Source organism: Bradyrhizobium sp. LTSPM299, from assembly GCF_000938235.1.
Taxonomy (GTDB): Bacteria; Pseudomonadota; Alphaproteobacteria; order Rhizobiales; family Xanthobacteraceae; genus Bradyrhizobium.
Window position 1 is genome coordinate 135753 of the sequence record NZ_JYMU01000071.1, and the last position, 23822, is coordinate 159574.

The 23822-nt window shown below is 62.9% G+C and carries 25 protein-coding genes; 16 read left to right on the forward strand and 9 right to left on the reverse strand.

Annotated elements, in window-relative coordinates:
- The first annotated feature begins 12 nt into the window (after positions 1 to 12).
- Positions 13 to 1062: a biotin synthase BioB gene (gene bioB, locus UP10_RS32705; RefSeq protein ID WP_044591396.1), complete on the forward strand. Its 1050-nt coding sequence runs from the start codon at positions 13 to 15 to the stop codon at positions 1060 to 1062.
- Between the two features lie 58 nt (positions 1063 to 1120).
- Here the strand turns inward: bioB and UP10_RS32710 are convergent, their stop codons facing one another.
- Genes UP10_RS32710 through UP10_RS32720 form a run of 3 tightly spaced genes read right to left on the reverse strand, consistent with a single transcriptional unit; the run spans position 1121 to position 5777 of the window.
- Positions 1121 to 1846, reverse strand: coding sequence for a formyltransferase family protein (locus UP10_RS32710; protein WP_044591397.1), 726 nt, complete (start codon positions 1844 to 1846; stop codon positions 1121 to 1123).
- A gap of 22 nt (positions 1847 to 1868) precedes the next feature.
- Positions 1869 to 3227, reverse strand: coding sequence for a hypothetical protein (locus UP10_RS32715; RefSeq protein WP_050043906.1), 1359 nt, complete (start codon positions 3225 to 3227; stop codon positions 1869 to 1871).
- A gap of 57 nt (positions 3228 to 3284) precedes the next feature.
- Positions 3285 to 5777 (reverse strand): hypothetical protein, encoded by a 2493-nt coding sequence (locus UP10_RS32720; RefSeq protein ID WP_044591299.1) that lies wholly within the window; start codon positions 5775 to 5777, stop codon positions 3285 to 3287.
- 508 nt (positions 5778 to 6285) lie between these two features.
- Between UP10_RS32720 and UP10_RS32725 the strand changes: the two genes are divergently transcribed.
- The 11 genes from UP10_RS32725 to UP10_RS32775 all read left to right on the forward strand — a co-directional run bounded on the left by UP10_RS32725 (position 6286) and on the right by UP10_RS32775 (position 16384).
- Positions 6286 to 6987 (forward strand): RNA polymerase sigma factor, encoded by a 702-nt coding sequence (locus UP10_RS32725; protein ID WP_044540414.1) that lies wholly within the window; start codon positions 6286 to 6288, stop codon positions 6985 to 6987.
- Between the two features lie 145 nt (positions 6988 to 7132).
- The gene (locus UP10_RS32730; RefSeq protein WP_044591300.1) at positions 7133 to 7957 is read left to right on the forward strand and encodes a flagellin; all 825 of its coding nucleotides are present in this window, start codon (positions 7133 to 7135) and stop codon (positions 7955 to 7957) included.
- 61 nt (positions 7958 to 8018) lie between these two features.
- Positions 8019 to 9710, forward strand: coding sequence for a flagellar filament capping protein FliD (fliD, locus tag UP10_RS32735; RefSeq protein WP_044591301.1), 1692 nt, complete (start codon positions 8019 to 8021; stop codon positions 9708 to 9710).
- A complete protein-coding gene (locus UP10_RS32740; RefSeq protein WP_044591302.1) occupies positions 9710 to 10132 on the forward strand; it encodes a flagellar export chaperone FliS in 423 nt (140 codons plus the stop codon). Before fliD ends, UP10_RS32740 begins: the two co-directional genes overlap by 1 nt.
- Positions 10133 to 10235: 103 nt before the next feature.
- On the forward strand, positions 10236 to 10730 hold the full coding sequence (locus UP10_RS46540; RefSeq protein WP_349643996.1) for a hypothetical protein: 495 nt from the start codon (positions 10236 to 10238) through the stop codon (positions 10728 to 10730).
- Between the two features lie 243 nt (positions 10731 to 10973).
- The gene (locus UP10_RS32750) at positions 10974 to 11636 is read left to right on the forward strand and encodes a flagellar hook assembly protein FlgD (protein WP_044591303.1); all 663 of its coding nucleotides are present in this window, start codon (positions 10974 to 10976) and stop codon (positions 11634 to 11636) included.
- A 19-nt stretch (positions 11637 to 11655) separates the two neighbouring features.
- Positions 11656 to 12936: a flagellar hook protein FlgE gene (gene flgE, locus UP10_RS32755; protein ID WP_044591304.1), complete on the forward strand. Its 1281-nt coding sequence runs from the start codon at positions 11656 to 11658 to the stop codon at positions 12934 to 12936.
- 23 nt (positions 12937 to 12959) lie between these two features.
- Positions 12960 to 13187 (forward strand): hypothetical protein, encoded by a 228-nt coding sequence (locus UP10_RS32760; RefSeq protein ID WP_349643997.1) that lies wholly within the window; start codon positions 12960 to 12962, stop codon positions 13185 to 13187.
- Positions 13188 to 13206: 19 nt separating this feature from the next.
- Positions 13207 to 13662, forward strand: coding sequence for a hypothetical protein (locus tag UP10_RS32765; RefSeq protein ID WP_044591400.1), 456 nt, complete (start codon positions 13207 to 13209; stop codon positions 13660 to 13662).
- Between the two features lie 27 nt (positions 13663 to 13689).
- Positions 13690 to 15459, forward strand: a complete 1770-nt coding sequence (gene flgK, locus UP10_RS32770; RefSeq protein WP_044591306.1) for a flagellar hook-associated protein FlgK — start codon at positions 13690 to 13692, stop codon at positions 15457 to 15459.
- A 16-nt stretch (positions 15460 to 15475) separates the two neighbouring features.
- A complete protein-coding gene (locus UP10_RS32775; RefSeq protein ID WP_044591307.1) occupies positions 15476 to 16384 on the forward strand; it encodes a flagellin in 909 nt (302 codons plus the stop codon).
- A gap of 19 nt (positions 16385 to 16403) precedes the next feature.
- On the opposite strand, the gene UP10_RS32780 is transcribed toward UP10_RS32775, so the two are convergent.
- From UP10_RS32780 to UP10_RS32790, 3 genes are read right to left on the reverse strand one after another with little or no spacing between them, the layout of a single operon-like run.
- Complete coding sequence (locus UP10_RS32780; protein WP_044591308.1) at positions 16404 to 17336, reverse strand: substrate-binding periplasmic protein; 933 nt, start codon at positions 17334 to 17336, stop codon at positions 16404 to 16406.
- Positions 17333 to 17683, reverse strand: coding sequence for a c-type cytochrome (locus UP10_RS32785; RefSeq protein ID WP_044591309.1), 351 nt, complete (start codon positions 17681 to 17683; stop codon positions 17333 to 17335). The genes UP10_RS32780 and UP10_RS32785 overlap by 4 nt, the downstream gene beginning before the upstream one ends.
- A 13-nt stretch (positions 17684 to 17696) precedes the next feature.
- Positions 17697 to 19361 (reverse strand): methanol/ethanol family PQQ-dependent dehydrogenase, encoded by a 1665-nt coding sequence (locus UP10_RS32790; protein ID WP_044591310.1) that lies wholly within the window; start codon positions 19359 to 19361, stop codon positions 17697 to 17699.
- A 414-nt stretch (positions 19362 to 19775) separates the two neighbouring features.
- On the opposite strand from UP10_RS32790, the gene lanM reads away from it, so the two are divergent.
- The 4 genes from lanM to UP10_RS32810 all read left to right on the forward strand — a co-directional run bounded on the left by lanM (position 19776) and on the right by UP10_RS32810 (position 21987).
- On the forward strand, positions 19776 to 20174 hold the full coding sequence (gene lanM, locus UP10_RS32795) for a lanmodulin LanM (protein ID WP_044591401.1): 399 nt from the start codon (positions 19776 to 19778) through the stop codon (positions 20172 to 20174).
- A gap of 340 nt (positions 20175 to 20514) precedes the next feature.
- Positions 20515 to 20595: a pyrroloquinoline quinone precursor peptide PqqA gene (gene pqqA, locus UP10_RS32800; RefSeq protein ID WP_035721241.1), complete on the forward strand. Its 81-nt coding sequence runs from the start codon at positions 20515 to 20517 to the stop codon at positions 20593 to 20595.
- 175 nt (positions 20596 to 20770) lie between these two features.
- Positions 20771 to 21655 (forward strand): DUF6662 family protein, encoded by an 885-nt coding sequence (locus tag UP10_RS32805; protein WP_502692309.1) that lies wholly within the window; start codon positions 20771 to 20773, stop codon positions 21653 to 21655.
- Between the two features lie 95 nt (positions 21656 to 21750).
- Positions 21751 to 21987 (forward strand): hypothetical protein, encoded by a 237-nt coding sequence (locus UP10_RS32810; RefSeq protein ID WP_044591311.1) that lies wholly within the window; start codon positions 21751 to 21753, stop codon positions 21985 to 21987.
- Positions 21988 to 21990: 3 nt separating this feature from the next.
- Here the strand turns inward: UP10_RS32810 and UP10_RS32815 are convergent, their stop codons facing one another.
- Genes UP10_RS32815 through UP10_RS32825 form a run of 3 tightly spaced genes read right to left on the reverse strand, consistent with a single transcriptional unit; the run spans position 21991 to position 23821 of the window.
- On the reverse strand, positions 21991 to 22344 hold the full coding sequence (locus UP10_RS32815) for a hypothetical protein (RefSeq protein ID WP_044591312.1): 354 nt from the start codon (positions 22342 to 22344) through the stop codon (positions 21991 to 21993).
- A gap of 39 nt (positions 22345 to 22383) precedes the next feature.
- Positions 22384 to 23094: an ABC transporter ATP-binding protein gene (locus UP10_RS32820; RefSeq protein ID WP_044591313.1), complete on the reverse strand. Its 711-nt coding sequence runs from the start codon at positions 23092 to 23094 to the stop codon at positions 22384 to 22386.
- Positions 23084 to 23821 carry an ABC transporter permease gene (locus UP10_RS32825; protein WP_044540399.1) on the reverse strand — a complete coding sequence of 246 codons (738 nt, stop codon included), beginning with the start codon at positions 23819 to 23821 and terminating at the stop codon, positions 23084 to 23086. The genes UP10_RS32820 and UP10_RS32825 overlap by 11 nt, the downstream gene beginning before the upstream one ends.
- Between the last annotated feature and the right edge of the window lies 1 nt (position 23822).

Below are 23822 nucleotides of genomic sequence, written 5' to 3' on the forward strand. Positions count from 1 at the left end.
AGAATGAGCGTGATGATCGACAGTGAAGGCGCAAAACGGCGCGGCGACAGCAATTCCGACTCGGTCCGCAGCGACTGGTCCCGCACCGAGGCCGAAGTGCTGTACGGGCTGCCGTTTTCCGACCTGATGTTTCGCGCGCAAATGGTTCATCGCGCCCATTTCAATCCCAACCATGTCGAGACCGCGAGCCTGCTCAGCATCAAGACCGGCGGCTGTCCGGAAGATTGTGGCTATTGCTCGCAGAGCGCTCACTACGATACCGGCCTGAAGGCGACAAAGCTGATGGACAAGGTGGATGTGGTCGCGACCGCACAGCGCGCCAAGGATGCCGGCGCGGAGCGCTTCTGCATGGCAGCGGCGTGGCGCAATCCGAAGGATCGCGATCTTGACCAGGTCTGCGAGATGGTCAGCGCCGTCAAGGGTCTCGGCATGGAGACCTGCGTTACGCTCGGCATGCTAACGCCGGCTCAGGCGAGCCGGCTGCACGACGCGGGGCTCGACTTCTACAATCACAATGTCGACACGTCGCCTGAGCACTACGACCAGATCATCACCACGCGCACGCTGCAGGATCGCATCGATACGCTCGGCCATGTGCGCGAAGCCGGCATCAAGGTCTGCTGCGGCGGCATCATTGGCATGGGCGAACAGATCACCGACCGGCTCGGCATGCTCGTGCTGCTCGCCAACATGCCTGTTCATCCCGAGAGCGTGCCGATCAATCTCTGGAACGAGGTCAAGGGCGTGCCGGTCAACGCCACCGCCGAGCGGCCGGATCCGATCGACGTCGTGCGCCTCGTCGCGGTCGCCCGCATCATGATGCCGCAAAGCGTGGTGCGGCTTTCCGCTGGTCGGCAATACATGACCGATGAATTGCAGGCACTCTGCTTCCTGGCCGGTGCCAATTCGATCTTCATCGGCGACGTGCTTCTGACCACACGCAATCCGCAGCGCGACCGCGACGCGGATTTGCTCGACCGGCTTGGCATCGAGTCCGGTCTCGAGCGTGCGAAGCAGCGCTCGCCGACGCATGATTCCGAGATCGCGGCTCGCGCCGGCTAGGTCTGGCTGTCGCGCAGCACGACAGCTGTTCTGCGCGACGTGGCGTTGAGCCCGTTCCTCAAGACGCGACCGCAAGCGGCGGCGAGACCACCTCCGGCGCCGCGGCCACCTGCGCGGCTTCCGTCGCGAGTTGGAAGCGGATGCCGTGCAGGGCGAAGGTCAGCGGAATGCCACGGAAGTCGTCGTGGAAGGCGCGGATCCGGCGCGCCAGCTCGGTGGCGCTGATGCCGGGCGGGAGATCGCACATCTCCCGGTACATCTGCTTCGTGCTCTTGTGTCCGCACCAGGCAATCGGCAGTTCGGCGAGCGGCGCGGGATCGCAGGCGAGATCGTGCGACATCCGCCAGAACAGATGGGCCAGCCGCACATAGGCGATCTGCTCGAGCCCGCGCACGCTGATCTTGTCGGGGATGATGAAGGACTCGACACCGATGATCGGACCAGAATCGACCCGTTCGGCCATCGCATGCGCGGTCGCACCGAACATACGCGCGCCGTCATAGAGCGCGAAATGCGCCGGCGCCCAGCCGGGATATTGCGGCGGGCCGGGATGGAAGTTGTAGGCGCCGTAGCCGAGCGCCGCCAGCGTGCCTTCAGGGACGATCACGCTGGTGGTGAACGACAGCAGCCTGGCCTCGCGCAGCACCTCGGGCTCGATCGCTGCGAGTTCGTCGGCCGTCGTGGCGCCGCGGAACGATAGCGCGGGATTATGCGCCCGCAGTAGGGTGCTCAGCGCCATCTGCTGGTCGGCGACGCCGGTGAGAAGGATGATGGTCTTCATGATGCGATGTCCTTCTCGTCCCGTATCAGCTGCGCTGGCCTGCCATGACGACGACACTTCCGGAATCCCGGGTTTGCGCCACCGCGCGGAACAGATCGGCAGGCAGCGTCTGCCACGGCGCAATTTCGATGATCCGGTTGTTGGCGCTCTTTGCCGCTGACTTTGCCGCGCGGATATCGTCCTGCCAGGGGCACAGCGAGAGCTCGAGCCGGCCGAAACCGCCGCAGTCGGCGGCAAACGCGCCCGTCACCGCCTCGATGCTGGCTGCCACTTCGCGCGCATCGCTTGTGGCGATATCGCGCATGATCACCGTGATCGCATCGGTCGCCGTCGCCTGCGACGTCACCACGATCATGGAGTCGCGGCCGCCGCTGCGGCTGGCGCGCCGCACGCCGCGCATGGCAACGGCGAATTCGGCGTCAGGCCCGAGATCGGCGTTGTCGGCGGGCAGATTGTGAACCACCGTGGTGTGGCGCGGCGTGCCGGCGTCTTCGGTTGGTGCATGATATGAGCGCGGCAGCCAGACGGTGTCGAGCGACATCTGCGACGACGTCAGGCTCCAGGCCTGATCGAGCAGGTAACCTTCCCAGACTGACGGATATGCGGTCGCGATGTGGTGCCAGTTGCGCAGCAGCGCTTCGGCGGCGGCCGAGCGGCCGATGTAGAGCGTACGCGCCGACATCTCCCACCGGTTCCACTTGTGAAACGCGATATCGCAATCGAGGTTCGAAGGCAGCAGCGGCGGCTCGCTGAGCGTTGCGTCGGCCTTGATGAAGAGCAGCGGTTCGCGGTGTTGTTGCCACATCCGAAGGATGAAGGCGGCCTTCTCGGATGCGCTCATGCATCCGTCGACCACGGTGTCGATCGGCGCGATGTCGGAGGCGATCTGGAACTCGGCCAGTTTGTCGCGAAGCTGGTTCGCATGATCGTCCCCGAATGCGCGGGGATAGCAGGACACGACGCGAAGGGGAGCGACGGTCCGAGTGTCACCCTCGGGAGCGATCGCGCGCCAATTGATCCCGCCCCACCACATCTCGTGCGGGCCGTCGAGGCTCGGGCCGATCGTGCCGAAGTCGGTCAGCTTGGATTTGAAGAAATCGAAGGCCGGATTCTCGCCGAAGGGGATCACGACCGCGCAATCGGCACGCAGCGACCGATAAAGCGTCTCGGCGGCGGGGCCGCTTGGCGGCTCGACAACGATGACCACGCCGCTATTGCGGACCGGGACGGAGCCGCCCTGGCTGAGGACCGCAGTCCCGAGCCGTTGCACCAGCCAGTCGAGCCGCCGGCGCTGGACGACGTTCAGCCTGATGCCGTTCGACAACAGCAACTGGTCAAGATCTGTCTGCAAGACGTCCGCTTGCATCGTGTCAGCCGATATCATGCCCACGCCACCCCTCGTTAACTTTTACGTGCGGGGCGGCCGGATCAGGCGGAGAAATCAAAGGCCATTGATGTCCGAATTGCGCCAGTTCAGCGTTGCCGAGGGCGCGCCGCTGCCGTTGTGGTCTCCGACCGCAAGGATGCGGTCGTGGCTGAGCGATGTCAGCGCGACGGTGTAGATCGCGACGTCGTCTTCGAAGGCATCCACCGGGATCAGAAGCGTGCCATCGTCGCTGCCGGCACGGAAGTGACGACCGTTCCGCTCGAGGCCCGCATAGACCAACCGCGCGTCAGCGATTGCTTTTGGCGCCGGATTCCTCGCGGCTTCCGCGGCGTCCTCGCCGGACTGAACCATCACGCCGTGAAGCATCCCCTCTCGCGCGAGCTTCGCAAGCGGCAGCGCGATCGTGGTGACCGCCATGCGACGGGACAGCGGGATGCGCAGGCGAAGATCACCAAGCCCGGTATGATAGACGGTGACGGCCTCCAGCGAGGCTTGGCCGTCGCTCTTGAACAGGCCGACCTGCAGCGTGCCGCACTGCGCTTCGCCGAACACATTCGGCGGCAGGCGATTGGTGCCAAACAGCACGTAAAGGTAAGCGTGCGACGGCGACAGGGCGGCAAAGCTGCCGGCAAGCCACATCGGTGGCGCCGGCGCCGTGCAGGCGGCGGCGATGCCGCGCGCAATCACGAGATCATTGACAAAATTGGCGTCGAGCAGCGATGCCAGCGCCTGGGTGCCGAGATTCACGTCATGCTTGAAGCCGCTCAGAAGCACGAGCTCGTCATCGTCGGGCAGCAGCAGGAAGCGGCCCAGCACGGCGGCCGCCCAGCGCGCGGTGATGGCCGGGTCGGCGTAGGGCTGCAAGCCGTAGCGCGGCGCGAGCTCGCGGGCGCGCGATGCGTAGCTCAGCGCTCCGGACTGGATTTCGGCGGCAAGCGCCAGTTGCGCGGCCGGGCGCTGGTCGCCTTCGCGCAAGACTTCGCCGTCGCGATAGTCCCGCGCCGACCCCTCGGCGGAGCAGCAGAGCTGCTCCAGCAGCGCAACGTTGCGGATCAGCATCCGCTTGATGTGAGGCGTGACGACGCGGTCGGAGATCAGTCCTTCCGCGCTGTCGTCATCGGCGATGTCGTCGAACGCATCATCGAGCGTCAGCAGATAGGCGCCATGCAGGCGGATGTTGATGTCTTCGCGATCGAAGATGCGCCGCAGCGACTTTTGTACGCTCGCGGAGTAGCCGAGATCGGCAAGGATCAGGTCGGTACAGCTGCCGAAATCCGGGATCTTCGCGCGCAGATAGGCAAGCAGCCGTGTGCGGACGCCGGCGGCGATATCGGTGATTTCGCACGGGTCCATCAAATCGGGCAGGGCGTCGGTGAGTTCGCGGCCGCTCGCGATACCGTCGGGGTATCTCGCGAAGAAAGCCATGACCGCTGGCGGCTGCACCTTGACGATATCGGCGAAGGTCGCGGCGTCAATCTTGACGACCCGGCTCAGCAATTCACAGAGAGGTTCGAGTGTATCCGCGGACCCGACCAGGCTGATGCGGCGGTTGATCTCGAGATAGGCGCCGGTGCCGTCGTGCGCGTCCTGCCAGATCCGATGCGGCAGAAAGCCGTCCCGGCCGAGAAAGCCGACTGAGACGCGCGCCCCTTGCTGGACCAGAGCGGCACGCCGCGTTTCGATGAACGCGTCGAACGCCGCCATCACCGGGCCGAGGACCGCAACGCCGAGATGGAATCCCGGAGTACGTTCCGCGCTCTGTGCCGTCACCGCGCGCCGCAGCGTGCGGGCGCCGTGATCGAGTCGCGACGGCTGGTCGGGAGAAAACAACTCGAAGATCGACGTCTCGCGCTGCAGCTTCGACGCAAATGTCGCGCTCGCCTGCGGATAATAGCGCGGGCGGATGCCGTGGCGGCGGGCGCCCTTGACGTCGGCGCTATCGTTGTCGCCGATGTGGAACGAACTGGCCGCGTCGATGCCTTGCTCTGCGAGGTAGGTCTTGAACAGCGTTTCGCTCTTGCTGCCGCCGTGATCGCAGGAGGCGTAGAGGAAGTCCCAGGTCAGTCCTGGACTGCAGGCCTGCAGGAGGCGTGCGAGCTGCTCCGTGTTCCAGTAGGTATCTGAGATGAAGCCGACGCGAAAACTGCCACGCTTCATGTCTAAATATTGCTGAATCATTTCTGGATTAGCGCGGCACAGCTCTAGCTCAGCCTCGAATTCGGCTTCGGCGAGAGCCGGCAATTCGTCGCGGGTCAGACCGAACAGCTTGAAGGGAAAGTACTTATAGATGTCGGAGATGTGGACTTCCGTCGAGCCGCGCTGCTCTGACGCCAATTTGCGCGCTCGCGCTTCGGCCTGGATTCGATGTTGGACGAAACTGACAGACATATTTGGAAATTTTTCAGAAATATTCGAAAGCTGAAAAACCCTTTCAAATACGCCATCTGGCGTCGTGCACGCGCGCAACAGAAATGTATCGAAAACATCGAACGAACATGCAGAAACATTTCGCGCGCGACGCTGAGCGTCGACTGTCACGATCGTCATGCGCAAAACCCCCGCCAGTCCCGTGCGTAGAACGCAATCGTGCGACAAATCAGGCGCGCTGATTCAAAAAAGTCGACGCCAGATTCCAAAACGCACGCTTCGCGACTGACAGATTCAAAAAATTCGATAACGTCAAATTGGTGATTCGGAAAAATTTGCCTAGTCGCGATCGTCGAAAGCAAGATCCCGACCACGTGCTGACGAACCACCCGCATGCCTGACGCATGCACGTGTTCGCGTAGTGTTTATACGTGTGAAACAGCGTTTTCAGGCGCGACCATTCCTGCCACGGAATTCAACACGATGCTGAACGACAGCTCCAGATCATGCCGATCGTCTGCCTGCGCGGCGGCGAGGCGGCATCTTTTGCCGGGCGGTCGGCAAAAACTTCCACCTAAGTATTTGAAAAATAACGAAAAAAGTTCGCCTGGATTGCCTGGCCTCTCCGTTCAACGATTAGAAGCCGCATGGGATGTGTGCCAGCGGCGATGGGTTGGAGAGTAGGGGAATGACCTACGCGCTTGATATGAGGGCACCGGCCGAGATCGAGGTCGCGAAGGCCGCGGTCGCGCCGATCGATGCGACCTCCCCCTGGAGCGACGTTCCGACCGTTGTCGACGCAGTCCCGCTCGACACCGTCGAGATTCAGGATGAAGACAAGGATCTGCTGGACCGCCTCGCCGCCGGCGACGAGGTGGCGTTTCGTCTTCTCGTCGAGCGTCACGTCGATCGCGCCTACGCCATCGCGCTGCGCATCGTCGGGAATGCCGCCGATGCCGAGGATGTCGTGCAGGACACGATGCTGAAGGTTTGGACGCATCGCGGCCGCTGGCAGCACGGCCGCGCCAAGTTCTCGACCTGGCTCTACCGGGTGGTCAGCAACCGCTGCATCGACCTGCGCCGCAAGCCGCGCACCGAGAATGTCGATGCCGTGCCCGAGGTCGCCGACACCCAGCTCGATGCCAGCTCAGTCATCGAACGCAACGAGATCAGTCATCTTCTGGAGGTCGCGATGCAGCGGCTGCCCGAGCAGCAGCGTGTCGCGGTGATCCTCTCCTATCACGAGAGCATGAGTAACGGCGAGATCGCCGAGGTCATGGACACGACCGTGGCCGCGGTGGAGTCGCTGTTGAAGCGCGGGCGGCAACAGTTGCGCGAGATGCTGCGACGGCACGAGCGCGACCTCCGCACCGCGTTTACCGATTGCTAACCATAAAATCCGGCTTCTGAAGATTTCGCGCCTGACCACCGGCAGCCTTTCCGTTTGATCGAACGGACGGGGGCTGGATCCGCGTCGTCACCTCTCTTCTTTCACGATGCGGCATGTCATGCCCATCACCACAGGAGCTCTCCACATGCCCGTAATTTCCACCAACACCGCCGCCAACTCTGCGGTGATGTACCTCAACATCAACTCGGCGCAGGAAAGCAGCGCGCTCTCGAAGCTGTCGAGCGGTTCGCGCATCACCTCGGCTTCCGACGACGCGGCCGGCCTTGCCATCTCGACCCGCATCTCCTCCGACATCACGACCCTGCAGCAGGCCGCGACCAACGCCTCGCAGGCGACCTCGATCCTGCAGACCGCCGACGGCGGCGCTTCCAACATCTCGGACATCCTCGCGCGCATGAAGTCGCTGGCCTCCGAGTCCGCCTCGGGCACCGTGACCGACTCCAGCCGCGCCTACATCAACTCGGAATTCTCGCAGCTCACGGGCGAAGTCGATTCCATTGCCTCCGGTACCCGCTATAGCAGCCAGAGCCTGCTGGATGGTTCGAGCGTGTTCTCGTCGGGCGTCGCGGTGCTGGTCGGTTCGACCGCGGCCGACACCATCACGATTACGCTCACGAGCCTGACCTCGTCCTCCCTCGGCGTGACCTCGCTCGACGTCTCGACCCTGTCCGGCGCCACCAGCGCCCTGTCGGCGCTCGATACCGCGATCGACAGCGTGTCGGCCGCGCGTGCCACGATCGGTGCTCAGGAGTCCCGCTTCAACTTCAGCGCAAGTTCGATCTCGACCCAGACCCAGAACCTGCAGTCGGCTAACTCGGTGATCAAGGACGTCGATATCGCCGCCGAGCAGGCGACCCTGTCGTCGGCCGAAGTCAAGACCCAGGCCGCGGTGTCGGCCGAAACTGCAGCGAACCAGATGCCGCAGTATCTGCTCAAGCTTCTCGGCTAATTGAAGAGATATCGGGCCGGCCTAACGCCGGCCCGATCCCTATTGCGGCGGACGTGTTGACATGACGGTAAGCAGCGCCACCTCGAGCACGACCACTTCTCCGAGCTCGTCGGATACGGTGACGACGACCGGCACGACCAACTCGACCAGTATCGACTGGACCACCCTGATCCAGTCCGAGGTCGACGCCAAGCTGGCGCAGGCGACCTCGATCTCCACCAAGATCACCGCGAACCAGGCCAAGGTTACGGCCTATACGAGCTTGCAGACCGAGCTTTCGACGTTGGCAAGCGGGCTGTCGTCGCTCAGCACCTCGATCGTCAACCCGCTCGCTACGAACGCGTTCTCCACGCGTGCGGCGACGATCTCTTCGACCGGCGATCTCAGTGCCTCATCCGCGCTGTCGATGAGCGTCACCAGCGGCTCGGCAACCGGCGACCACACCCTTCAGATCACCCAGCTTGCGACCGCGCAGAAGGTGATCGGCTCGCCACAGTCGAGCTCCACGACGGCGCTGGGCTATTCCGGAACGTTCTCGCTGGGGCTGGCAGGCGGAACCAGCACGGCCATCACGGTCACCAGCGGCATGTCGATGCAGGACGTCGTCGACACCATCAACGCCCAAAGCTCGACGACGAATGTCCAGGCGTCGCTTGTCCAGGTTTCATCCGGTTCGTATGAGATGGTGCTGACCGGGACGCAGGATGCGGCCAACATCTCTTATTCATCGACGTCCGGCGACGACATTCTCAACAAGCTTGGCGTTACCGATTCGTCCGGCGCGTTCACCGACGTGCTGCAGACGGCCCAGTCCGCGGTGTTCTCCCTCGACAAAATCTCGCTGACCCGCAACACCAACGATATCTCCGACGTTCTTACCGGAGTCACCTTCGACCTGTTGCAGCCCACACCAAGCGGTACCTCGCTGAACATCAGTATTGGCGCCGACACCAGCCAGATAACGTCGGCATTGCAGACCTTCGTCACCAACTACAACGCGTTTCGCGATCAGGTGGTCGCGCAGTCCGCGCAGAATTCGGACGGCACGGCCTCGTCGAGCGCGGTGCTGTTCGGCGACAGCACGATGCGCGATATCCAGACGCAGCTCCAGCAGGTGCTGGGCGGCTCGGTGGGCGGGATGACTATGGCCGACCTCGGCCTGTCCTTCAACGAGAACAACGAGCTGCAACTCAATACCGGCACCCTGGCCACCGTGCTAACGACGAATCTCGCTGGCGTAACCCAGCTTCTCTCCGCGCAAACGACGACATCGTCGAGCCAACTGAGCGTCGTCAACACCGGGACGTCGCCGCAATCGTTCACGCTCGACCTGTCGGTGGACTCGACCGGAACGCTGACCGGCGCCTCGGTCGGCGGCGACAGTTCGCAATTTTCGGTAGTCGGCGACACCATCATCGGCAATTCGGGCACGATCTACGCCGGCATGGCGTTCACCTATAGCGGCTCAACCTCGCAATCGATCAACGTGACGTCGACCTCCGGTCTGGCGTCGCAGATCTACCAGATCGCCCAGACCAGCTCTGCGAGCAGCGGATCGCTGCAGACGCTGATCACCAATCTGCAGTCCTCTGATGACGACATGCAGACCCAGGTCAGCACCATCCAGAGCGATGCCTCGACCTATCAGACGCAGCTGCAAACGCAGTACGCCAACTATCAGGCAGCTATCGAAACGGCCAACAACACGCTTGGCTATCTGAAAGCACTCTTGAACGCGAACTCGAGTAACTGATGACAAATAGTTCTGCCGCCTATCTTGCCAACAATGCCTATCGATCTGCCGCGGTGGCGGTTCCGCCGCTGAAGGCAGTTGTGATGCTGTGCGATGGCGCGATCACGTTTTTGCAGAAGGCCCAGGAGGCGCACGACGGAAAGCGCTTCGAGGAGGGCCATGCCCATCTGACGCGCGCGACCGCGATCCTGCGCGGCCTCAGTCATAATCTTGACTTCACCCGCGGCGGCGCGATGGCCGACCGTCTCTACAAGACCTACAACGCCTTGATCATGGCGTGCCTGCGCTCCTACGGCCAGCCGCAGGCGAAGGAAAACTTCCGGCGCATCATCGCCAGCCTGACGGAACTCCGCGACGCCTGGATGTATGTCGAGGCGACCGCCGGCAAGGCCAAGGCGGCCGAATCGGCCGCCAGGCGTTAAGCAGCAAACGAGCGCGAATCGGTCGGGGAAGCCCGCTTGCTGGAGCGGCGGGGCACCCGGCCGCGTCGTTTTGGTGGGGAAAACGACCGTCTGGGGGGACACGATGGTGGGCGTGATGTCGCACCGGCGGAAATTGATTTCCGCCGTCCCGCGAATGGATTATGACAGCCTTGGCGACGAGGCTGGATCTGCGCGAGCGATGGATGTTGCGACATTCGAGGATCTGATCGACCGGCTGGGGGATGACCTGTCCCGCTGGCCCGATGATCAGCGTCTTGTTGCGGTGCAACTTCTCGCTTCCTCGGCCGAGGCGAGGGCGCTCTACGAAGAGGCGAGCGCGGTACGCCGGGCGCTCACCGCGCCTCCGGTTCGCGCGCCTGCGGGTCTTGTCGACCGCATCGTCATCGCTGCGGCGAAACTGCCCAGGGAACCGGCCGCCCCCGAAGGCGAGGCGAAGGTTGCGGAACCCGCCGACGAATCCGTGCATCCCGGGATGGTGCTGCCCGCGCTGTTGCTGGCGTTCAGCCTGTTGCCCGCGCTGGCGCCGCTTGCATTGATGCTGGACGAGCCCGTCCTGACCATCAGCCTGTCGCTCTGAACGTCTCCGGTTTCAGCCTTTAGCTGATCTTTGAAGCGCTTGTCAGTCGAGCGCGGCGACGCTGCTTGCGTTGCCCGGCGACACCGCCAACGCGGCAAATTCTGCCGATTAATCAAGTGATTCCGCTCGCATGAATCCGCGCCTGAAATCGGCGCGCCATCCGTTTTATCTGCGAACGACCATCACGACCTCGATCCTCCAAACGCGTTCCGTCGCGCAATCCGCGACGAAGAGAGCTTTGTCATGACCGTATCTTCGGCCGCCTCTGCTGCGAGCAGCTCATCATCCTCGACATCCTCGACCTCAGCGTCGATGGGGATGACCTCGGGCGATTTCCTCAATCTGCTCGTCAGCGAGTTGCAGAACCAGGATCCGCTGAACGCGACCAGCACGACCGACTTCATCAATCAGCTCACCTCCTACGCCAATTTCACCGAGCAGCAGTCGACCAACGCCAGCATGACGTCGCTGGCGAGTTCGTTCTCGAGCCTCGTGACGCTCAACTCAGTCAACTATATCGGCCACACGGTTGAGGCGAAGACCAATACCGCGGAGCTGACCAACGGCTCGGCGACGTTCGGTTACTCGCTGTCATCGGCTGCGTCCAACGTTGCGATCACGGTCTCGGATTCATCCGGCAACGTCGTGTACAGCGGCACCGGCACCGGAACTGCCGGCTCGAACACCTTCACCTGGGACGGCAAGACCACCAGCGGCACCCAGCTCAGCAACGGCGGCCAGTACACGATCGCGGTCACCGCGACCGACTCCGCCGGCAATTCGGTGCTCAACTACACGACGATGACTGGAACGGTAACGGGGATCGACGCCTCTGGCTCGTCGCCTTCGCTGCTCGTGAACGGCGTTCCCGTCAGCGCCTCCAACATTATCGGCGTCACGTCCTGATCGTATCCGGAGTTTTATCATGAGTTTGACTGGTGCACTTTCCTCGGCGATCTCGGCGCTCAACTCGCAGAGCCAGTCGCTGGCAATGATTTCCGACAACATCTCCAACGCCGATACCACGGGCTACAAGACCACGTCGGCAATGTTCGACGATCTGGTGACGGCATCGAGCAGCGCGACATCATACACGTCCGGCGGCGTCACGGTGTCCGGCCGCGCCAACATCACCCAGCAGGGATTGCTGGCCGCGACCACCAACGCGACCGACGTCGCGATCCAGGGCTCTGGATTCTTCGTCACCACCAGTGCGACGTCAGGCGGCACCACCGGCTATACCCGCAACGGTGCGTTCACCACCGACAATGCCGGCTATCTCGTCGACAACGGCAATTACCTCGAGGGCTGGCGCACCGACGCGCAGGGCAATATCGTCGGCAACGCTTCGGCCTCGAGCCTCACGCCGATCAACACGCAGGCGGTTGCGACGAGCGCCAGCGCTACCACCGAGACGACATTCGCGGCGAATCTGCCGTCGGATGCGACAATCTCGCCAGCCAGTGGCTCCTCCTTCACCAGTTCAATGACGGCCTACGATTCGCTCGGAACCGCAAATTCGATCGAGGTCACCTGGACCAAGACCGCCGCCAATACCTGGACCGGGACCTTCGCCAACCCGACGCTCGCTTCCAACTCGGGCACGACGACCGGCGCGGTCACCAGTAGCCCTATCACGATCAAGTTCAACAGTGATGGCTCGCTTGCCTCGACGACCCCGGCCTCACCGACGGTCGCGGTAACCTGGAACGACGGTGCCACCGCCAGCACGATTGCGCTCAACCTTGGCACGGCCAACAAGACCGACGGGCTGACACAATACGCCTCTGGCGAATCGACCCCCTCGGTCGACGTTACGGGGATCAATTCGGACGGCCTCGCCTTCGGCAAGCTGAGCAGCATCTCGATCGGAAAGGGCGGCGTCGTCGATGCCACCTATTCCAACGGTCAGACGATCGCGATTTACAAGATTGCGGTGGCGACCTTCAGCGATCCGAATGGTTTGAACGCCGCCAGCGACGGCATCTACTCCGCAACGGCGACCTCGGGCAACGCCACGCTGCAGACCTCAGGCTCCAACGGCGCCGGCACGATCTACGGCAGCGAACTGGAATCGAGCACCACCGATACCAGCGGCCAGTTCTCCAACATGATCTCGGCGCAGCAGGCCTATTCGGCTGCCTCGCAGGTGATCACCACCGTCGACAAGATGTTCGATACGCTGATTTCGGCGGTATCGCGATGATATCAGCGAAGAAGAACGACCGCTTGCTGGTCAAGCTTGAGCGGCTGAAGGCGAAGGCCGCTTCGGTACGGCCCGACGACCGGGCGCAACTCCGTGCGCTGCTCGACGACATCGGAACATTGCGAGACCTGCTGATGCGCGAATGCGCGCGGATCGACGGGGAAATCAACCGGGCCACGGTCCGGGCTACAGCGATCACCGCCTATGGGCGCAATGCACGATCCGTCCGTGCCCTGCGTCGCGGACACTAGCATGAACGGGAGCGACAACATGACACCGGCACGCAATACCAAGATCAGTCCCGCGGGTAACGACGAGCGCGCTAGATCGCTGATCGCACTGATCGACGGCCTGATCGAGATCGTCAACGAGGAGAACGTCGAGCTCGCCAAGGGCTTGCCGGCCTCGCGATTGAAGCACGTCGACGAGAAGAACCGTCTTGCCACGCTGTTCGAGCAGTCCGTGGCCGAGGCGGTCGGCAAGGCGGCGAGCCTCAACGTCCAGGATCGGGTGCTGCGCGAGCAGCTCATGGAACGCATCCTGCGGCTTCGGGCGGCCATGGACGAGAACGTGATGCGGCTGCGCGCGGCGATCGATGCCAGCAACCGCCGGATCGAGGCGATCATGCACGCGATCCGCGAGCAGATCGCCAATGTGTCGCCCTACGGTGCCGCGGGTCGCCACGTCACCCCGTCGATGTCCTTTGGCACCAACGTCCGGGCCTGATCGGGCCGGCGTGAGGGGGAGTTAGCCGTGTCGCTCAGTAGCGCTGCAAGTATTGCGTTTAGCGGAATCGCGGCCACGCAGGTGCAAATCGGCGTGGCCTCGGCAAACATTTCCAACGCCGATACCAAGGGCTACACCCAGAAGACCGCCAACCAGGCCAGCAGCGTGACCGCCGGCGTCGGTACCGGCGTCGTCGTCACGGGAATTACCAGCACCGTCGACAAGCTGCTCCTGAAGGCGCTGGTCGGGGCCACGTCCGATCTCGGCTCCGCCGACACCAACAACAGCTACCTCACCCAACTCGAACAGCTCTTCGGCAGCAGCACGAGCGCCGCCAGCTCCTCGACCGGCACCTCGCTCGCCAATACCCTGGCGTCACTCGAGTCGGCCCTGTCGTCGCTGGCGAGCACGCCGAGCAGCCCATCGCTGCAGTCCAATGCAATCAGCGCACTCGATGCCGTGACGACACAGTTGCAGCAGACCTCGAGCGGCATCCAGACACTGCGCGGCAACGCCGACCAGGATATTGCATCCTCGGTTACGGGCATCAACTCAGACCTGCAGCAGATCAACGACCTGAACGCGCAGATCAAGCAGGTGGCTGCGTCGGGTCAGTCGACCGCCGACCTCGAAGACGAGCGCACCAGCGCGCTGCAAGACCTCTCGACCATGATGAATGTGAGCTATTTCACGGCATCGAACGGCGATCTGCAGGTCTATACCGGTTCGGGACAGGCGCTGGTCGACAGTACGGCGCACCCGTTGAGCTATACGCCGGCGTCGAACGTTACGGCATCGACGACCTACAGCGGGGGCGGCTTCAGCGGCATCACCGTGAATGGCGTCGACATCACCTCGCAGATATCTTCCGGCAAGGTCGGCGCGCTGATCACGCTGCGTGACCAGACGCTGCCGGCGGCGCAGTCGCAGCTCGACGAGCTTGCCCAGCAGCTCAAATCGAGCCTTAACGCCGTGTCGAACCAGGGCACGTCGGTGCCACCGCCGACCAGCCTGACCGGGACGGCAACGACGAGCAGCACCGCGGCGCTGTCGGCGACCGGCACGGTGCGTATCGCGGTTGCCAGCCAGAGCGGTAATCTCGTGTCGTATCAGGATTTTAATTTGGCGTCCTATACGACCGTCGGTGCTCTCGTCTCCGCGATCAACAGCGGTACCTCGGGGGTTGCGGCATCGATTAATTCGAGCGGACAGCTGACGCTCACGGCTAGCGGCTCGGGCAACGGCGTCTCGATCAACGAGATGACCAGCTCGGTCGGCAGTTCCGGCGAAGGCTTGTCGGACTATTTCGGCCTCAACGATCTGGTGACGGGGACCGGTGCATCCGACATCGCGGTTCGCAGCAGCCTTCTCAGCGGAGCAGCGGCGCTGCCGACCGCGACGCTCGACAGCTCCGCTACGCTGACTGTCGGAAATCAAGTCCTGTCGTCCGGCTCGGCGACGATCGTCAACGCGCTGGAGAGCGCGCTGACGGGATCGACGAATTTTGCGATGGCCGGCGGGTTGGGGGCCACCACCGGCTCGTTCACCGACTACGCCGCCTCGATAGTGGCCAGCGCCGCCAGCAAGGCGACGCAGGCATCGGCAACTTACGCCACCAAGCAGACGACGCAATCGACCTACGCAAATTCGCTGTCGTCGCAGTCCGGCGTCAATATTGACGAAGAGACCGCGAATCTGAGTTCGCTGCAAAACAAATACTCGGCCGCTTCCGAATTGCTGCAGGTGATCAACGCCATGTTCACGTCGTTGATCACCGCAGTGCAGGCTTCAGGCTGAGATTGGGGTTACTGTCATGGTGATGCGTGTTGCCACCTTCGCGCAGTCGGACCTGATGATCACCAACGCGCTACGCGTGCAGGCGGTGATGGCCAACGAGCAGGAGCAGGAATCCTCCGGGCTGAAGTCGCAGGACTTCGGCGGTTACGGCTCGAGCGCCGGGCAAGTCGTCAACCTGCAGGTCTCGGTGACGCGTTCGCAGTCCTATATCGACGCCGCGCAGCTCGCCGACAACAAGGTGCAGGTGATGTATTCGGCGGTCGGCTCGATGACCGACATCATCACGCAGCTTCGCACCCAGCTGAGCGCCGCCACCACCGGCAGCAGCACCGCCACCGCGTCGGTGATCAACTATGCCCAGCAGGCGTTGTCGCAGATGGGGGCGACGCTCAACACGCAATACAACGGTGAATACATCTTCGGCGGCGCCGACACTGACGCGGCGCCGGCCGACCTGACCAGCTTTGCGACCGGCACCGGTTCGCTGACCACAGCCGACACCAGCTATTACAAGGGCGACAGCGAAATCGCATCGGTGCGTGTCTCGGACAGCCAGACGGTTTCCTATGGCGTCACCGCCGACAACCCGGCCTTCGAGCAGGTGATGCGGCTATTGAAGTTCGTCGGCAACAGCACGACGCTGACGTCGAGCAATATCACGCAGGCGCTCGATCTCGCCAGCACCGCGCTGGATTCGGTATCCACGGTCCAGGCGAAGCTCTCAACCTCGGCGTCCCAAATCGAAACGGCGAGTGCGAGCCAGACCGATTACCAGAACTTCACCCAAACCCTGTCCGGCGACCTCACCAATGTCGACGTCGCCGCCGTCACGGCGCAACTTGCGACCTATCAGACCCAGCTCACGGCGTCCTATTCGGCGATCGCCAAGATCCAGAGCCTCAGCCTCGCGAGCTATTTGAAGTAAGCGGCCGGACCCGCCGGCGTCATCGGTTCAAGATCTTCAGCCAGACATTACCGAGGACGAAGGGCTCGCGCGGAGCGAGGTAGGTCAGGCCGGCGGCCTGGCCGAACTGGGCGATCGTGCCCGTAGCCTGCAGGTCGGAGAGCGCCTTGTTGACGGCCTCCAGCAACACCCGATCGCTGTCGAGGGCGACATAGCCGCGGTTGGCGCCGATCGGATAGTCGTAACCCGACGCCGTGATCCTGGTGTCGGGATGACTTGCGCGGTAGGCATCGAACCGGCGCAGGTCGAGCAGCGTCGCATCAAGCTCGCCGTGCTCGAGCTCGCCCAGCAGATCGCTGCGGCCCGGGACAAGGTGCGTGATGTCGTCGACCAGCTTCCCCTTGTCGAAGGTCATGAGAATGGCATCGCCCAGCGTGCCGCTTTCGATCGCGATGCGCAGGCCGGACAGATCGCCGATGCCGGTGATCTTGCGGTCCTTGGCCTTCGGGCCAAGGACGATGGTCATCGGCGAATAGATATAAGGCTTACTCGGTATCAGCGCGCCGACCGGAATACGCCGGCGGCGATCGTCGCGCGTGGCGCCGTCGAAGTCCGGCAGCTTTGCCGTCTTGACGCCGGGCACGGCGAGGGAGTCCTCGGTGAGGGCATAGCCACCGACCAGCGAGCAGCGGCCGTCCGACAATAGCGCGTTGGCCTCGAGCGAAGGGCTCGAATCCTCATCCAGCTTGCTCTCGAACCACTGGATCTTGAGCGGCCGTCCGAGACGCTCCGCGATCGCTTGCGCGAGCGCGACGTCGAAACCGGAATCGGGCTTGCCGCGATGATGCGCGGACAGCGGCGGCAGATCCTCGTCGAGGCATACCTTCAGCGGCTCGTCGGCGGCATGCACCGTCGCCGCCGTCGCAATTGCAAGAAGCAGCACCGTCACCGCCCCGGCAAGGAAAGCTCTCATGGGTTCCTCCGGCTCGCTATGAACGCCCAGACATCGGCGATCTCCTGTTCGCTGAGGATATCGGTCCATGGCGGCATCTTGCCGTTCTTGCCGTTCTTCACGGTGGTCAGGAAGCGCGGCTTGTCGTCGGGAAATGCGCGCAAGTCCGGCGTGATGGTGCCGGAGTTGACCATGTTGGGCCCATGGCAGTGCGAGCAGTTCTTCGCGTAGGTCACTCTGCCTTGATCGGCTTGGCCTTGCAGCTCGCTGGCGCTTGGTTGCTGTGCGGCAGCCGGGATCAGCACGACCGAGGCTGTCGCGACGGCGGCGAAGATCGCCGCCGTCAACAGAGTTACTCTTTCAGTCACGTGCGTCCTGCGCTCAGTTCTTGACCGCGAAGACCCACAGCGAGCCGCCGGGGGGGACCTTGGCGAGCCGCTCGTCACCGGAGAACAGCGAATAGACGCCGCCATAGCCGCTGGCGACGGCGATATACTGCACGCCGTCCTGCTGCCAGGTCACTGGTTGTCCTTCGATGCCGGAGCCGGTCTGGAACTGCCAGAGCTTCTTGCCGCTGTCGGCGTCGAAGGCTTCGAATTCGCCGGTCAATGCGCCCGTGAACACGACGCCGCCTGCGGTCGACAGCACGCCGGAGAAGCGCGGAATGTCGCTTGCCGCTTCCCACTTCGCCTTGCCGGTCATGGGATCGATCGCCTTGAGGTGACCGCGCGGGCCATCACCCCATTCCCAGGGATCGGTCAGGTCCATGCCGACATACCACTCGCCTTGTTTGTAGGTCGCGGGCTCGGACTTGTACTTGCCGCCGAAGGCGAGCGTATTGGCATAGGCCAGCCCGGTCTGCGGATTGTACGACATCGGCTCCCAGTTCTTGCCGCCGAGGATCGATGGATAGACGGTAACCTTCTTGCCGTCACGCGCATCCTTGACGATATCGGTGTCGATCGGCCGGCCGGTCTTCAGGTCGACGCCCGAGGCCCAATTGACTTTCACATAGGGATTGGCCGTGATCAGCTTTCCATTGGTGCGGTCGAGCACGTAGAAGAAGCCGTTGCGGTTGGCATCCATCAGCACCTTGGTCGGCTTGCCCTCGACGTTTATGTCAGCGAGCACCATTTCGGCGACCGAGTCGTAGTCGAACGGATTGTTCGGTGAGAACTGGTAGTGCCACTTGATCTTGCCGGTCTTCGGATCGAGCGCGAGCACCGAGCAGGTGTAGAGGTTGTCGCCGGGACGCACAGCCGCATTGAACGGTCCGGGATTGCCGATGCCCCAATAGACCGTGTTCAGCTCCGCGTCGTAGGAGCCGGTAATCCAGGTCGATCCACCGCCCAGTTTCCAGGTGTCGCCCTTCCAGGTGTCGCCACCCGGCTCGTCCGGAGTCGGGATCGTGTAGGTACGCCAGAGTTTCTTTCCGGTTGCTGGATCCCAGCCGTCGATGAAGCCGCGGGTGCCGAATTCGGCGCCGGAGATGCCGGTGATCACGACGCCGTCGGCGACCAGAGGCGCCACGGTCATCGAATACCCTTCCTTGATGTCGGCTGCCTTTTGCCGCCACAACTCCTTGCCGGTCTTGGCGTCGAGCGCGATCACGTTGGCGTCGAGCGTGGTGCGGAACAGCTTGCCGTCATACAACGCCGCGCCGCGATTGATGATGCCGCAGCAGACGATTCGCGGAGTCTCGGCGGGATATTCGACCTTGGTCTTCCAGACCTGCTTGCCGGTCTTGGCGTCGATCGCGATCGTGGCGTTATGCGTGGTGACGTAGAGGACGCCCTGATAGACGATCGGTTGCGATTCCTCGCTGCGGTCGTCGTTGAGGCTGTAGTTCCAGACCGGAACCAGATTCTTGACGGTGTCCTTGTTGACCTGATTCAGCGTCGAGAAGCGCTGAAGATTGTAACCCATGCCGTAATTGAGAACATTCGATGTATCAGTCGCCCCCTTGACCAACTGCTCGTTGGTCTGGGCGCTTGCACCATAGGATGCAAGAATTACGAGGCTTGCGGCCAGCGCAATGCGTTTCATCACTTCCTCCCAATGGACCTTTTTATGCACGCCTATTCCTGACGTTGCAGGTGCAACCATCGGCCGGAAACCAAAACGCGTCAACACGAAATCGCGAGCAAGGTGTTGCTGCCAGAATGGGCAGCCTTCGCGCATGCGGATTTTCGCAAATGCATCCACGGCTTACCGCGGCGTGGAATACTCAACGCCAGCTGCGGCGCCATTCGCTCCGCACTGACCTCACGGGCTCTCATGCTGCGATGCAATCGCGAGCGAGGGAGATGATCACAAGTATCTTGTGCGTCCACGCGAAACCTGACGACGTCACGGGAATCCTACGGTTCGTGCGCACACTCGCCGAAACTGTTATGGTCGGTCACGACTTACAGGCAACGCTCCGCATCCTTGTCGGGCCTCCCCCAGGAGAGAATAATGATGATATCGCGCCGATCGTTTGCTTTGACATTGGCTGTGGCAGTCCTGTCCGGTCCCGTATTGGCGGCATCCGGCCGTGGCAGCGCGCTCAAGCAACTCGACCCGGACAATGACGGCACCGTCGATCTTGCCGAAGCCAAGAAGGCCGCTGCCGACCTGTTTGCAAAGCTGGATCCTGATCATGACGGCACGCTCGACGTCCGCGAATTGAGGGGACGGCTGACCGCAAAGGAGCTGGCGGCCGCAGATCCCGATCACGATGGCACCCTTACGCTCGATGAATATCTTGCGATCGTCGAGCAACGCTTCAACGCTGCCGATCCCGACAAGGACGGAACGCTGGATGCGAAGGAGCTGAAATCGCACGCCGGCCGGGCGCTGCTGCGCCTGCTCAGATAAGCTCAGGCGCCGGTTGCGGCGGGGTGTTGGTAGCCGGGCGTAGAGAACGTCCGGCACACAAGAAAAAAAGTTGCGATTTCACTCTTGGGCAAGACTCGCGCGGAATGAGCCGGTCTGCTAGCTCGCCCGTGGCGCAGCCGCGGTCGGAAAAAGCCTGACAGAACAATGTCTGACTTTCCTGACTGGTTCGAATCCAGGCTGACGTCATGAGGCTACCGGACAAGGTGGCATGTCCAGCAGAGAAGTCGGCCGCCGCCATCGCGGCTTGCACCGTGCCGGAGGCGGTCCTAGCTTCCGCCGCGGCGCCAATTTCACGCCAAATTTGCTTGGGAGCACCTGAATGACCTGGAAAACTCCGAAGATCGTCGAAGTGCCGGTGGGCATGGAAATCAACATGTACGCCTGCGCAGCGCGCAAGTGACTTGAGGCGATCTGCCCGGCTCATGCAGCGTGCTGCATCGAGCCGCGGCAGGCGTCACCCTTCGTCCTGAACCATCGATTGCCGCTAGCCTTGGCTGAGCCAAGCGCTCGATTTGCCGACCGGCCGCAGTTTGTCCTAGGGTCCACTTCCAGGCAACGGTGCGAGTTCACGTCGGGTGTTTCCCGGAATCAAAATTCTCTGTCGAACACGCGCGCACCGCGCAGCGGCGATCGCTGTTGCCGCACTGCTGCCGCTCGCTGCGCAAGCCGAGGACATCGATACCGAGCACATCTTCGGCTTCATGATCGGCTCCGACGTCGGCACTGTCGGTGAGCGCGAATTCCAGAGCCAGACCACCGGAAGCTTCGCCAAGGACGGCGGCACTTATCGTGCGTTCAACCAGCAACTGGAGCTGGAATTCGTCCCCGTGCAGAATTTTCGCGTCGAGCTCGGAACCGCGTTCATGGCGCATGACATCAACGGCGTCCCCGGTTTTGAAGATCGCCGCCAATTGTCGTGGCAGAACGTCTCGGTCGATCTTCGCTACCGGTTTCTCGGTCGCGAGAGCGCGCCGTTCGGCATGACGCTGGCGGTGGAAACGCATGCCGACCGCGTCGATGAGACGACGGCCGCCGTGGTCCGCAGCTACGGCACCGAGTTCACGCTGGCGTTCGATCGTGAGGTGATCCCGAATGTTGCGGTGGCGGCCATCAACCTGAGCTATCAACCGGAGTGGACGCGCGTGGCCCTGACGGGTGCCGCGGAGCAGGACTCTACTATCGGCGCGGCGTTCGGGCTGATGGCGAAGGTGCGGCCGGACATTCTGCTCGGCGGCGAAGTGCGCTACTTTCGAAAGTATGGCGGGATCGGCCTCGATGATCTCGCGGGGCAGGCGCTGTTCGTCGGTCCGACGGCGTATTTCCAGATTTCCGACCGCTCACGCCTGACCGCGACCTGGAGCGTCCAGGCCTGGGGCCGCCTTGCCGGGTCGAACGCCGCGCTCGATCTCGTCAATTTCGAACGCCACCAGGCACGTCTGGTGTTCGGCGTCAATTTCTAGGTTCCCGCGTCCTCTCACGAGGCTGTGAAACTCTCGATTGCCCGATTACGTATTTCACCGTGTTATGGACAGGGAGGCAGGCTTGAGGATTACGCATGAATCCGATCGATCTGATCATCACCGTATGTGCCGTGCTGTCGCCCGCGACCTGCGAGGAGCAGCATCTGGTCTACGACTGGAACGGTTCGCTGCAGCAATGCGCGATGGCCGCGCAGCCCTACATCGCGCAATGGATCGGCGAGCATCCGAAATGGACCGCAGTGAAATGGCGTTGCGAATATCCGCATCCTAACGACCACGCCCGCGCCGGCGGCGACACGCCGGCGGGTTAAGTGCTACTTGTTGCAGTCCTTTAAATCCTTGTCGGAGACCGAGAACACGGCGTCGGCCTTGATCTCGATATCGCGGACGAAGCATTGCTTTGAGCCGCTGTAGCTAACCTTCGCGTCATAGCGGCCGGGCTCAACGCCAGTGATGCGCAGGCGCTCGTCGTGGTCGACCTCCTTGTCCTTGTCGTTGAGCGTCTGGTTGGGTCCCCACTCAGTCTTGCCTGCCGGTGACAACTCGAAGCCCGAGATGGTCGCGCTGGTCAGATTCCACAGGCGAATGCCCTTGCTCTTGGTCTGCGCGAGCAACGCGCCCGGCAGGACGAGCAATGAAACAGCAACAATGATCGACACACGCGACATCGGAAACCTCCCTGTATTTTGCACAAGGATGAACACGTCTCACATATTTGCAAGGTCCAACTGCGAGAGGCGCATCTTGATTTCGTCGATCTCCTGCTCGCTTCGCTTCGCGCGCGGCGTCGCGATCGTCTCGACGTGAAGGATCCGTCCCGGCCGCGCCGACAGGAAGAACAGGCGGTCGCCGAGACGGATCGCGTCGTCGAGATCATGCGTGACCAGCAGCGTCATCATCTGTCGGCTCGCGACAAGCGTTGCGATCTGGTCCCGCAGCCGCCCCGCAAGCGCATTGTCGAGTGACGCGAGCGGCTCATCGAGGATCAGGAAATCGGGCTCGACGGCAAACGCACGCGCCAGCGCGACACGGCGTGCGAGGCCAAGCGACAGCTCGCCGGGAAAATGGCTGCGGTGGGCACTCAGTTCCAGCACATCAAACAGGGTCGACAGCCTGATGTCTTCAATATGCGGGGCGACGAGCCGCACATTCTCTTCGACCGAGCGCCAGGGCAGCAGCCGCGGCTCCTGAAACACAATGCCGAGTCGCGCGGCGGGCGGGCGCGCCACCTGGCCCTGATAATCGTGGTCGAGCCCGGCGAGGATCTTCAGCAGGGTGCTCTTGCCGCAGCCGGAGGGACCGAACACCACGCCGACTTCGCCTTCGTTCAGCGTGAAGCTGACGCCATCAAGCACGTCGTGCCTTTTCCCGGCGACGTTCTCGAAGCTCTTGCTCCTGATATCGACGTCAAGCTGCACGGAGCCGCCACCGCGATAGCCTGGTTTCAAACGGCTGCACCAGCAGGATTTCGATGACGAGCACGACGGCTGCGAAGCTCAGCGAATAGGCCAGCAGCAGCGGGATGTCGAACAGCTGAAAGGCGACGCCGATCTCGAAACCGACGCCGTTCGGCCGGCCCAATAGCTCGGCGACCAGCACGATCTTCCAGACCAGCGAGAGCCCGGACCGCGCCGCAGCGGCGATATAAGGCGCGAGCTGCGGCAGGATCACATGCCGGAACGCGCGGCCACGCGGCAAGGCAAATGCCGTCGCCATCTCGTCCAGCGCGGGATCGAGCGCACGCGCGCCTTCGCGCAAGGTGACGACGGCGGTCGGCAGCTTGTTGATGGCGATGGCCACGATGGCGGCGACTTCGGTCAGCCCGGCCCAGATATAGGCCAGCACAATGACGACGAGCGCGGGCAGGTTGAGCAGCAGGATCAGCCAGGGATCGCCGAGCCGGTTGGCCAGCCTGACACGGCCCATCAGGTAGCCGATGGCCGAGCCGAGGGCCATCGCAAGCGTGAAAGCCAGTGCGACACGGGCGAGCGTCACACCGAGATTGAGAAACAGCGCGCCGGATCGGGCCTCTGACATCATCGCCGTCATGACCGCTGGCGGCGCCGGCAGCTTCGTCTCTCCGACCAGGAACGAGGCAATCCACCAGGTCGCGACGAACAGCGCGAATGACAACAGACGCAGCACA

Bases quoted from the DNA above. Each gene is read 5' to 3' on its own strand.
- flgE (WP_044591304.1), top strand. From the start codon at position 11,656: ATGAGTTTGACTGGTGCACTTTCCTCGGCGATCTCGGCGCTCAACTCG.
- UP10_RS32720 (WP_044591299.1), bottom strand. From the start codon at position 5,777: ATGACGATCGTGACAGTCGACGCTCAGCGTCGCGCGCGAAATGTTTCT.
- UP10_RS32810 (WP_044591311.1), top strand. From the start codon at position 21,751: ATGAATCCGATCGATCTGATCATCACCGTATGTGCCGTGCTGTCGCCC.
- bioB (WP_044591396.1), top strand. From the start codon at position 13: ATGATCGACAGTGAAGGCGCAAAACGGCGCGGCGACAGCAATTCCGAC.
- fliD (WP_044591301.1), top strand. From the start codon at position 8,019: ATGACGGTAAGCAGCGCCACCTCGAGCACGACCACTTCTCCGAGCTCG.
- UP10_RS32780 (WP_044591308.1), bottom strand. From the start codon at position 17,336: ATGAGAGCTTTCCTTGCCGGGGCGGTGACGGTGCTGCTTCTTGCAATT.
- lanM (WP_044591401.1), top strand. From the start codon at position 19,776: ATGATATCGCGCCGATCGTTTGCTTTGACATTGGCTGTGGCAGTCCTG.
- UP10_RS32765 (WP_044591400.1), top strand. From the start codon at position 13,207: ATGACACCGGCACGCAATACCAAGATCAGTCCCGCGGGTAACGACGAG.
- UP10_RS32730 (WP_044591300.1), top strand. From the start codon at position 7,133: ATGCCCGTAATTTCCACCAACACCGCCGCCAACTCTGCGGTGATGTAC.
- UP10_RS32725 (WP_044540414.1), top strand. From the start codon at position 6,286: ATGACCTACGCGCTTGATATGAGGGCACCGGCCGAGATCGAGGTCGCG.
- UP10_RS32775 (WP_044591307.1), top strand. From the start codon at position 15,476: ATGGTGATGCGTGTTGCCACCTTCGCGCAGTCGGACCTGATGATCACC.
- UP10_RS32715 (WP_050043906.1), bottom strand. From the start codon at position 3,227: ATGATATCGGCTGACACGATGCAAGCGGACGTCTTGCAGACAGATCTT.
- UP10_RS32790 (WP_044591310.1), bottom strand. From the start codon at position 19,361: ATGAAACGCATTGCGCTGGCCGCAAGCCTCGTAATTCTTGCATCCTAT.
- UP10_RS32750 (WP_044591303.1), top strand. From the start codon at position 10,974: ATGACCGTATCTTCGGCCGCCTCTGCTGCGAGCAGCTCATCATCCTCG.
- UP10_RS32815 (WP_044591312.1), bottom strand. From the start codon at position 22,344: ATGTCGCGTGTGTCGATCATTGTTGCTGTTTCATTGCTCGTCCTGCCG.
- pqqA (WP_035721241.1), top strand. From the start codon at position 20,515: ATGACCTGGAAAACTCCGAAGATCGTCGAAGTGCCGGTGGGCATGGAA.
- UP10_RS46540 (WP_349643996.1), top strand. From the start codon at position 10,236: ATGGTGGGCGTGATGTCGCACCGGCGGAAATTGATTTCCGCCGTCCCG.
- UP10_RS32740 (WP_044591302.1), top strand. From the start codon at position 9,710: ATGACAAATAGTTCTGCCGCCTATCTTGCCAACAATGCCTATCGATCT.